The sequence below is a fragment of the Streptomyces murinus genome (genome assembly GCF_002154555.1).
GTDB lineage: Bacteria > Actinomycetota > Actinomycetes > Streptomycetales > Streptomycetaceae > Streptomyces > Streptomyces murinus.
The window spans coordinates 1-9,782 of sequence record NZ_MUNF01000060.1 but is presented as its reverse complement, the minus strand read 5'-3'; the positions used below and the strand labels follow the sequence as shown (position 1 = coordinate 9,782).

The 9,782-nt window shown below is 73.7% G+C and carries 8 protein-coding genes and 1 tRNA gene; 2 read left to right on the top strand and 7 right to left on the bottom strand.

The genetic code is table 11. From position 1 onward, the window contains the following. Window positions 1-183 precede the first annotated feature (183 nt). From CCN72_RS04770 to CCN72_RS40240, 3 genes are all read right to left on the bottom strand, one after another. On the bottom strand, window positions 184-384 hold the full coding sequence (locus tag CCN72_RS04770) for a CopG family ribbon-helix-helix protein (protein ID WP_086806464.1): 201 nt from the start codon (window positions 382-384) through the stop codon (window positions 184-186). Window positions 385-426: 42 nt separating this feature from the next. Beyond that, entirely contained in the window at window positions 427-1,875 is a 1,449-nt protein-coding gene (locus CCN72_RS04765; RefSeq protein ID WP_086806463.1) for an MFS transporter, read from the bottom strand. Window positions 1,876-2,043: 168 nt separating this feature from the next. After that, on the bottom strand, window positions 2,044-2,574 hold the full coding sequence (locus CCN72_RS40240) for a hypothetical protein (RefSeq protein ID WP_244174128.1): 531 nt from the start codon (window positions 2,572-2,574) through the stop codon (window positions 2,044-2,046). Window positions 2,575-2,581: 7 nt separating this feature from the next. Between CCN72_RS40240 and CCN72_RS04755 the strand changes: the two genes are divergently transcribed. Next, window positions 2,582-3,499 carry a DegT/DnrJ/EryC1/StrS family aminotransferase gene (locus tag CCN72_RS04755; RefSeq protein ID WP_244174127.1) on the top strand — a complete coding sequence of 306 codons (918 nt, stop codon included), beginning with the start codon at window positions 2,582-2,584 and terminating at the stop codon, window positions 3,497-3,499. 62 nt (window positions 3,500-3,561) lie between these two features. On the opposite strand, the gene CCN72_RS04750 is transcribed toward CCN72_RS04755, so the two are convergent. Beyond that, a complete protein-coding gene (locus tag CCN72_RS04750) occupies window positions 3,562-4,773 on the bottom strand; it encodes a UDP-N-acetylglucosamine--N-acetylmuramyl-(pentapeptide) pyrophosphoryl-undecaprenol N-acetylglucosamine transferase (RefSeq protein WP_086806460.1) in 1,212 nt (403 codons plus the stop codon). Between the two features lie 443 nt (window positions 4,774-5,216). Between CCN72_RS04750 and CCN72_RS04745 the strand changes: the two genes are divergently transcribed. Continuing rightward, window positions 5,217-5,291, top strand: a tRNA-Cys gene (locus CCN72_RS04745). A gap of 279 nt (window positions 5,292-5,570) precedes the next feature. Here the strand turns inward: CCN72_RS04745 and CCN72_RS04735 are convergent. The 3 genes from CCN72_RS04735 to CCN72_RS04725 all read right to left on the bottom strand — a co-directional run. Further along, window positions 5,571-6,731: an SUKH-4 family immunity protein gene (locus tag CCN72_RS04735; RefSeq protein ID WP_086806458.1), complete on the bottom strand. Its 1,161-nt coding sequence runs from the start codon at window positions 6,729-6,731 to the stop codon at window positions 5,571-5,573. A gap of 148 nt (window positions 6,732-6,879) precedes the next feature. Next, a complete protein-coding gene (locus tag CCN72_RS04730) occupies window positions 6,880-9,183 on the bottom strand; it encodes a xanthine dehydrogenase family protein molybdopterin-binding subunit (RefSeq protein ID WP_086806457.1) in 2,304 nt (767 codons plus the stop codon). Next, the coding region (locus CCN72_RS04725; protein WP_143664042.1) for a (2Fe-2S)-binding protein at window positions 9,180-9,782 on the bottom strand (603 nt) is incomplete at its 5' end. The genes CCN72_RS04730 and CCN72_RS04725, both read right to left, overlap by 4 nt.

Here is a 9,782-nt window from a genome sequence, read left to right as displayed (position 1 = left end):
GCACCCGCCCCACCCGTCACCTCACCGGCGCGGCCGTCACCGCCCTCGCCACGCTCGCCTCGGGCGGCCGGCCGCCGAAGGCGAGCGTGGCGAGGGCGGTGACGTCGGCGACGGTGAGGTGACGGGTGGGGCGGGTGCCTTGAACGTCAGCGGTGTCTCGGGTGTCGGGGGTGTCCCGGGTGTTCATTCGCCGAGCCTTCTCAGCAGGTCGGCGTGGGCGCCCGCCAGCCGCTCGGCGGTCTCGCGCACGGCCGTCTCCTCCGTCGCCAGATACCGGCGTACGGCCTCCACCACCACCTGCTCGGGCGTGCGCCCCTGTGCGTCGGCGAGGTCGGAGAGTGCCTGGTGGGTGGCGGGGTCGAGGTGCACGGTCAGTGGGCGCATGACGGCCAGCCTAGGCGCGTGATCAGGGACCGGACCACGGGATTACGAGCCCGCCGGGGCCGTCCTCGTGCCGGCCGGCCGGTCGCCGCTCCCGCAACGGGTCGCCACCCACACACCCGCCAGGGCGACCACCGCCATGGCGAAGAACACGACGGCGAACGCGGCGGGATGGGCGGCGGTGCCGCCGCCGAGGGCCGCGAAGGCGGCGCCCGCGGCGGCGAGGAGCAGGGCGTTGGAGAGGGCGTCGGAGATCTGAAGGGCGGCGGAGTTGGCACCGGCCTCCTCGGGGGCGGACAGACGCAGCAGCAGGACGCTGGTGGAGGAGATCACCAGGCCCATGCCCAGGCAGCCGAAGGCCCAGACGACGGCGACGATCCAGGCCGGTACGGCGGGCAGCAGCACGCTCGGCGCGGTCGCCAGGGCGGCGACCACCAGCACCATCCCGGCGGTCATCAGCCGCTCCCGGTGCGGCGCGAGGCGCGGCCGGGACTGGAGCCAGGAGCCCAGCGCCCAGGTGCCGCCGCCCGCGGCCAGGGAGAGTCCGGCGAGCGTCGGCGACAGGCCGCGCTGGGTGACCAGCATCAGCGGCACGAAGGACTCGGCGGCGACGAACGATCCGGCGCATACCCCGCGCAGCAGGACGACGGAGGGCAGGCCGCGGGCGGCGCGGTAGGTGCCGCGTGGCAGCAGGCCGAGGACGGCGGGGACCAGCAGGGCGGCGCCGGCCGCGGCGGGGACCAGGGAGAGGGGGCGCAGGTCCTGGGCGGCGTACTGGACGAGCCCGGCGCCGAGGGCGATACCGAGGGCGAGCCGGATGCGCCGGCGGTCGAGGGGGGCGGGGGCGGCCTCCGCGTCGACCGGTCCCGACGCCCGGCGGCGTATCTGGGGCAGGGCGAGGGCCAGCGGGAACACGACGAGGACGGGGATGCCGAGGAAGACCCAGCGCCAGCCGAGCTGTTCGGTGACGGCGCCGGAGGCGAGGGGGCCGACGATGGACGGCACGACCCAGCCGGCCGCGAACGCCGCCATGATCGCGGGGCGCAGCCGCTCGGGGTAGGCGCGGCCGACGACCACGTACAGCGCGACGATGACGAGGCCGCCGCCGAGTCCCTGTACGGCGCGGCCGAGGATGAACACCCACATGGTCTGGGCGGTGCCGGCTATCACCAGGCCCGCGGCGAACGAGCCGATGCCGGTGGTCAGCGCGGCGAGCGGGCCGCGGCGGTCGGCCCACTGGCCGGCCAGGACCATGCCGAAGAGGCTGGTGGTGAAGAAGCCGGAGAACGCGAAGGCGTAACTCGCCACGCCGTTCAGTTCGCGGGCCGCGACGGGCATGGCGGTGCCGACGGCGGTCGCCTCGAAGGCGATCAGGAACACGACGGACACGATGCCGACGCTCAGCGCCCGGTGGGCCCGGCCCAGCACCCCGCCGCCCTGCTCGAAGCCTTCTTCCACCACGACGTCGTCGACCCGGGACCCCAGCACGCTCATGCCCGCCAGGGTAAGGCCCACAACCCCGGATGACTCCTGTCGAAGGTCCCCCTCCCCCCTGCGACCTTGGACCTAGTGGCTCGAAGCCGTGAACCAGCTCCTGTCCATCACGACCGGCCCGAGCCGGTTACCCCGCCGCAGAGCAGCCGGGCCAGGACACCCGAGCGGTCAGGCCGCCGGAGCACCGGTGCGGGCCGCGAACTCACGGACGCCCTCGATCCGGGTCGGCCCGTACAGCAGCCCGGCCGTCAGCGCCCGCAGCGAGGGCCGCCGCACCTCCTGCGGCGCCTCTTGCTCGACCCGCCGCAGCGCGGCGAACGTCTGCTGGCCATCGCCGAGCGCGTTCCACATGCGGGCGACGTCGGTCCATGCCCGCGCCCGCCGCTCCGCCGTCGACATCCGGTCGACGTCCAGGCGGGCCGCGACCGGCACCGCCTCGTCCGGGGTGCCCAGCGCGTTCAGCACGCCGATCCGGTACACGTCGACCTGCGTCCGGGTCGCCTCCACCGTGAACAGGCCGGGAACCGCGGCCCGCCGACTGGCCTCCTCCTCAGCCTCCTCCAGCAGCGACAGGGCCGTTGTCCTGTCCCGGCCGGTCGCCGCCGAGTACGCGCCGGTCAGCAGCAGCGTCGTCCGCACCGCGCCGGTGTGGTCGCGGGAGGCGTCCAGGTCGGCGGCCTCCTCGGTCAGCAGATGCACCGCGGCCGTGGACCGGCCCGAGCGGCGCATCGCGATCGCCAGCTGCCGGGAGGCCTCACCGACGGCCACCGGCGCCACTCCGGTCTTCACGGACGTCGACCCGACCACGCTGTGCGTCACCGATCAGCTCGTCATGGAGGCCGTCACCGACCGTACCCGCGCCGTGATGCCGGTCCTGTTCGGCGGCCGGGCCGTCAACCTCTCCGGCGTCCGCAAGGAACTGGTCGGCCGGGACATCTCCATCGTGGAGGACGCCGCGCACGCCTTCGGCTCCCGCAACGGCGCCCGCCGCGTCGGCACCACCGGAGACCTGACCTGCTTCAGCTTCGGCCCGATCAAGAACCTCACCTGCGGTCAAGGCGGCGTCGTCATCCCGCGCAGCCTCACCGAGGCCGCCACGCTCCGCCGTCTGCGGATGCTCGGCGTCGTCCAGTCGCAGGCCGAACGCGGCCAGACCACCAGCTACGGCGTGGAAGGCTTCGGACTGCGCTACCAGATGTCCGGCATCAACGCCACGATCGGCCTCGTCCAGCTCGACCACTTCGACAAGGCCGAGACGACCCGCCGGATCCTGTGGCGCGCCTACCGGCGGGCCCTCGCCGCCCTGGACGGCGGGCGCCTGGTCGACGTCGATGTCGACCGCTCCGTGCCGCACCTGTGCCAGATCCTCATCCCGAACAGGGACGGGGTACACAAGCAGATGAAGGCCCGCGGTGTCGGCGTGGGCGTCCACTACCCGCCGAACCACCTGCAACCCGCGTTCGCCCGGTGGTGCCGCGACTTGCCCGCCACCGAGCAAGTCGGGCGCGAGGTCCTGACGTTGCCGTTCCACCAGCACCTCTCCGAGAACGACATCGACCAGGTCGTCACCGCCCTCGGGCAGGCCCTCAAGACCGCGGGAGCCGCATCATGCGCCAGGCCGTGATCGGGAGGCGGCAAGGCAGACCGGCGAGCCGGTGACCGCCGCCCGCCAGCACTGCGCGACCCTCATCGCGGCAGAGACGGCTCGCCACGTCGGCCAGCCCCAGCAGTGACCGGCCGGCCCGCTGCGGCGGCCAGGACCTCGTCCACCAGCCGGTCCGCCGCGTCCGGGCGGCCGTACGCACGGGCCCGCTCCGCCATGGCCCGCCGGAGGTGGGCGTCAGCCAGGAGGGGGCCCACCGCTGTCTGCAATTGGGCCGCCGTCACCTCGCCGGTCAGCGCGACCGCCGCCCCGGACTGCTCCAGATGCCGGGCGTTGTGGACCTGTTCGTTCCCCGCGGACGACGCCAGCGGTACGAACACCGCGGGCTTGCCCAGCGCGGTCAGCTCCGCCAGCGTCCCCGCCCCGCTCCGTGACACCACGACGTCCGCGAGGGCCAGAACGTCGGGCAACTCGCCGCTGACGAATCCGGCCAGGTGGTAGCGGGCCGCCAGCTCGGCCGGGAGCCCGGCCGCCCGCGCCCGCAGGCCCGCTTCGTTCGCCGGGCCGCACTGGTGGATGACGTTCGCCCGCCCCAGCAGCCACTGCACCGACTCGCCGACCAACTCGTTGATCTGCTGCGAGCCCTGCGCCCCACCGGTCACATACACGGTCGGCAGCCGCCGGTCGAAGCCCCACAGGCCCAGCGCCTGGACGGCTTTGTCCGCCTGTCCGGACAGCACCTCAGGCCGCACCGGGTTCCCGGTCACCACCGCGATCGCGCGCGCCGACTCCGACAGCAGCCCGAGCGTCGACTCCGACGACACGCAGATCCGCGCCGCCGCCGACGCGAGCTTCCGGTTCGCCAGACCCAGCCGCACCGTCTGCTCGTGCAGCACGAGCGGCCGGTGGCACATCCGCGCCGCCAGCCCGGCCGGAACCGCCACGTAACCGCCCGTCGCGAGGACGACATCCGGCCGGAAACCGTCGATGGCCCGCCGCGCCTGCAACACGCCGAGCGGCACCCGGGCCATGTCCCGTACGTTCGCCGGCGACGCCAGCTTGAGCGGGTTCTTCGAGCGGCGGATCTTGCCGGTCGCCACCGTGGTGAAGGCGATGCCCTCGGCCGGGGCGACGCGCGCCTCCAAACCTTCGGCCGTTCCGATCCACAGAGTCTCGAGCGCCCGCCCCTCGGCGGCGAGCCGGGCCTTCAGCGTGCGCACCGCGGTCAGCGCGGGATATGTGTGTCCACCCGTACCGCCGCCCGTGACGACGAGACGAAAAGGGGCGCTGTGCATCGGGACCGCTCCTCGGCGAAAGGAAGATCAGACGACGCCACGGTAGCGGCTACACGTGCCCCGCCCGCCTGGCTCGCACGAATCCACGCCACGCGGTCACCGCCCCCAGGTCACCGTGCACACCGCGTGCCGCGTCGTCCCCGCCGGCACCTCCACCAAAATGTCCGTCGCCGCCGCGGTGCAGGCGTCTCCCGCCGACATCCTCGCTCGCCCCGTCACCGCGGCCGCTAGGGCCTGTCTGACAAATTGTCAGACAGGCCCTAGGACCTCTCATTTGGATCAAGCCGGGCCCGCGAGCCCCGGCATCGCGCCCTGATCCGGCCTGATCCAAACGGAAGACCCTAGTCCGCCCTCCCATGAACGCCGTATGGCAGTCACATTGCATCCGGCCCAGATCCCTTGAGCACCCCTTCACCCCCGCCATACGGTCGTCCCATCAACACGGCCGTGTGCCCGAGTGGTTCAGGGGCTCGCCTGCAAAGCGAGTTACGCGGGTTCAATTCCCGCCACGGCCTCCAAGCGACCCGCTCCCGTCAGAGCGGCAGGTCGTCGGCAGTACCCGGCATGCCTTGTGCGGTCCTGGTGGTGATCACGCGGGGCTTCCGGCGTTCGTCTCGCGGTGGATCGCGTCCGCGACCGTGTCCCGGATCTGTGATCTGGACGGTGTGCGGCCCGGTCCTTCGAAAGTGCGCGAGAACAGCGGTTCGGTCCAGACGGGGTTCGCCGTTGCCGCGAGGGGATACCCACAGCGAGCGGCCTCGGGCCGCCCGGTGATTTCCGGCTCTCTCTCCACTGTCTCAGAGCACCCCGCCCGACTCGTCCTGGAAGGTGTCCGTCCAGTAGTGCCAGGTCGTGCCCGGGAGGGTGGCGGTGGGGTCGAGGGTGGTCAGGGTGTGGAGCATGGCGGCGGCCAGTTGGTCGTAGGAGGTCGTCGTCAGTTCGTGGGAGAGGTGCTGGTCGATGGTGCGTTCGTGGTGGAGGAGCCAGAGGGTGAACGCGAGGGTGGAGACGTCGGTGTTGAGGGGGTAGAGGGCGGCCTCGGGGGCGGAGAAGGTCAGTACCGCGCCCGTGCGGCCGTCGACGACCAGGCTGTGGTCCTCGACCAGATGGCCGAGGCGGATCAAGTGGTCGCAGTGGGCCGGGAGTTCGGCCAGGGGGTAGTCGGCGCGCTCCTGGCTGAAGTACTCGCGCAGCGTCGGCAGCGGGGCGTCCGGGTCGGTGAAGAAGAGGACCGCCTCCTCGGGCAGCCCGGTCTCGCACAGGAAGCGGCGGGTCGGCTCATGGGTGAGCGTGGCCGGGAAGTCGACGTCCTCGAAGCGGGCCACCCTGCCGTGCCCGAACTCCTGGTCGAGGACGCGCGCGGGGATGTCCAGGGTGAGCCCGGACCTCGCACCGGGGCCCGCGGCGAGCGCGAGCGGGCGGATCAGGGCCGCCGCCTTCCAGTACGGCGGCACCCGGCCGTCCGTGCCCTCCTCGAAGAGGGCGAGCAGCCTGCGGGACGCCTCGGCGACCGTCCGCGGGCCGTACTGCCCGGCCAGTGAGGCGAACCGGCCGCGCAGGCCCGCCAGTTCCTCGGTGACCGCGGCGAACCGCAGCAGCGTGTCGAGGGACGGCGCGAAGGGGCGCCATTCGGCGGGGGCGCGGAGATACGCCGTCGTGATCTCGCCCGTGTCGCCGTCGAGCAGGATCGACTCCCGCTCCATGCCGGCCGGATTGAGCAGCTCGCCTATCACCAGGCGGTCCCGCAGCTCCTCCGCCAGCTGGAAGGGGCCGTCCGCCGCGTCCGCGAGGGTGCGCAGACCGTGGGCGCGCAGGGTCGAGAAGGTCAGCACATCGGTGACGGCGGGCAGCCCGGGGCCCGCGAGCAGACCCCGCGTCGCGGCATGCGTGACATGGCGGTCCAGCTCGGCCTCGGTCAGCGTGATCGCCGCTGTCCCGGCATCCGTCGTCGTACCCATCGCTCCCCCGCGATCGTGCCCGTGCGTGACAAAGGCATGAGCGCCCGTGCCCCGGCTCCCCCACCGCTGAGCACATTACGCCGCCCCACTGACAACGCCCCCTCGGCAGAAGGACGTCGGGCGGCCCCGAAGCGTTGCGCGGCGACGGTCAGCGGTCGGTGACCACGGCCGCCTGGGGGCGGATCGGGAGCCGGTTGACCGGGCGCCCGGTGGCCGCGCGGACGGCGGAGGCGATGGCCGCCGGGGACGTCACCACCGGCACCGCGCTGACCGACTTGGCGCCGAACGGCGCGACCACGTCCCGCTCCTCCACCAGCTTGACGATCCGGATGTCCGGCACGTCCAGGGCGGTCGGCAGGGCGTACCCGGTCAGATCGGGGTGGCGGATCAGCCCGCGCGGGGTGCGCAGGTTCTCGGTGAGCGCGATGCCCACGCCCTGGGTGACGCCCGCCTCGATCCGGGCCGCCAGCTGGGCGGGGTTGAGCACCCGGCCCACGTCCTGGGCGACGGCCAGCTCCACCACCCGCACCGAGCCCAGCTCGATGTCCACGTCCACCACCGCGCGGATCGCGCAGAACGCCAGGCCCACGAACGCGTCGCCCTGCCCGGCCGCGTCCAGCGGCTCGGTGGGGTGCGGACGGCACTGCGCGGTGGCCCACAGCTCCTTGCCGTCCAGCGCCTCGGTGACGGTGGTCGAGAGCACCCCGTCGTACGAGGTGATCTTGCCGTCGTCGATCTGGAGCAGCTCCGTCGACATGCCGAACTTGTGGGCCAGTGGCTGGAGAAGCTGGGTGCGGACCATCTTCGCGGCCCGCTCCACCGCGCCGCCCGACACCCAGGTGTGCCGGCCCCGGCTGCCCGGTCCTGACGGCGGCTGGTCGGTGTCGACCGGGGCGACCCGGACCTCCTCGATGCCCAGGGTCTCCTGGACGATCTGCCGGGCCAGCGTGGTGAATCCCTGGCCGGCCTCCACGGCCGCGCACAGCACGGTCGCGATGCCGTCGTGGACCTTGACCGTCGCCGTGGACACCTCGTCGGCGCCTTCTCCGCCGAGCATGTGCACCATGCCGAGGCCGTAGCCGACGCCCCGGCGCACCGCGCCCGGCTCCCCCGCGCCCTCGGGTCCGCCGGGCAGCAGCCAATCCTCCTCGGGGGTGTCCTTGGGCAGCTCCGGGAGCGGGAAGTCCCGTACGGCCTGGAGGAGTTCAGCGACCGGGGCCGGGCAGGTCACGGTCTGGCCGATGGGCAGCACATCGCCGGTCGCAAGCGCGTTGCGCAGCCGCAGTTCGGCCGGGTCCATGTCCAACTTGCGGGCCAGCTTGTCCATTTGGGCCTCGTACGCGGCGCACACCTGCATCGCGCCCTCGCCGCGCACATGGCCGGAGGGCGGGTTGTTGGTGCGGACGGCCCAGCCCTCGATGAACGCGTTCGGCACGACGTACGGCCCGCACGCGAAGGAGACGGCGGCCGCCAGCGCCTCCGCGGAGGTGTCGGCGTACGCGCCCGCGTCGAGGAGGATCTGCGCCTCCACCTTCACCAGGTTCCCCTCGGCGTCCGCGTGATGGCGGTAGCGCAGCAGGGTGGGGTGGCGGTGGGCGTGGCCGAGGAAGGACTCCTCGCGGCTCGCGGTGAGCTTCACCGGGAGGCCGGTGCGCAACGCCAGCAGGCCGAGCGGGAGTTGGAAGCTGCCGTCCTCGCGGTCGGCGGTGGCGCCGGGCACCCCGGTGACCACGATCTTCACCCGATCCGGGGACAGTCCGAAGCAGGCCGCGGCGGTGTCGCGGTCGTGGTGCGGGTCGGTGGAGGCCAGATACAGCTCCACCCCGCCGTCGGGGCGCGGCACCGCGAGTCCGGCCTCGGCGCCGATCGGGGCGGGGTCCTGGCGGCCGATCCGGTACAGCCCCTCGACCACGATCTCGCCGGCCGCGTCCGCGTCGCCGTGGCGCAGCGGGATGTGCCGGATCAAGTTGCCGTCGGGGTGCAGGGGTTCGGCCTCGAACGCCTGCTCGGGGTCGGTCACCGGGTCGAGGATCTCGTACTCGACGATGATCGCGGCGGCGGCCATCCGCGCGGTGTCCGGGTGGTCGGCGGCGACGGCGGCGATGGCCTCGCCGTGGTGCCGTACGACCTCGGCGGCGAACACCGGCCGGTCGGGGGTGCCCCGGCCGTGGCGGGGGGTTCCGGGCACGTCCTCGTGGGTGATGACGGCGCGCACGCCGGGCATCTCGCGGGCGTGGGAGGTGTCGACGGACACGATCCGGGCGTGCGCGTGCGGGGAGCGCAGGACGGCCGCCCAGAGCAGGCCCTCGGCCCACAGGTCGGCGGCGTACGGGAAGGTGCCCTCGGTCTTGGCGCGGGCGTCCGCGTGCGGCAGCGAGACGCCGAGGCCGTGCAGTACCTGCTCGGGCTCGGGGGCGGGTTCCGCGGTGGCGGTGGCGGCTTCGTCGCTCACGCCTGGCCTCCGTCCTGGCCGTAGTGCTGGTCGTACGGGCCGGGCGTGTCGCCGTAGCCGTCCGGGGTCGGTGGCGGCGTGTCGAAGGCGCCCGGCGCCTCGAACACCGACGGGCCCGCGCCGCCGGAGCCGGGGCCCGCCTGGTGCGGTACGCGCGCGTCGTCGGCGTCCGCGGCCGTCTCCGGTTCGGGGGCGTGCGCGGCCTCGCGTTCGGCGACGACCTCCTGGACGGCCTGGACGACGCCCCGGTAGCCGGAGCAGCGGCACAGATTGCCGCACAGGGCCTGCCGGGTCTCCAGTTCGGTGGGCGCGGGGTTGCCCTCCAGCAGGTCGTGCGCGGTCATCGCCATGCCGGGCACGCAGAACCCGCACTGCACGGCGCCGCACCGGGCCAGCGCCCGCTGCACGTCCGAGGGGTGCCCGTCCTGGGCCAGCCCCTCCACGGTGCGCACCTCGGTGCCGGCCGCGGTGACCGCGGGCACCAGGCAGGAGGCCACGAGCCGCCCGTCGACCTGCACGTTGCAGGCCCCGCACTCGCCCTGCGAGCAGCCGTCCTTGGCCCCGGCGAGGCCGAGCCGCTCGCGCAGCACGTAGAGCAG

Coding starts and splice junctions, on each gene's coding strand:
- CCN72_RS04770 (WP_086806464.1), bottom strand. CDS start 384: ATGCGCCCACTGACCGTGCACCTCGACCCCGCCACCCACCAGGCACTC.
- CCN72_RS04750 (WP_086806460.1), bottom strand. CDS start 4,773: ATGCACAGCGCCCCTTTTCGTCTCGTCGTCACGGGCGGCGGTACGGGT.
- CCN72_RS04765 (WP_086806463.1), bottom strand. CDS start 1,875: ATGAGCGTGCTGGGGTCCCGGGTCGACGACGTCGTGGTGGAAGAAGGC.
- CCN72_RS04735 (WP_086806458.1), bottom strand. CDS start 6,731: ATGGGTACGACGACGGATGCCGGGACAGCGGCGATCACGCTGACCGAG.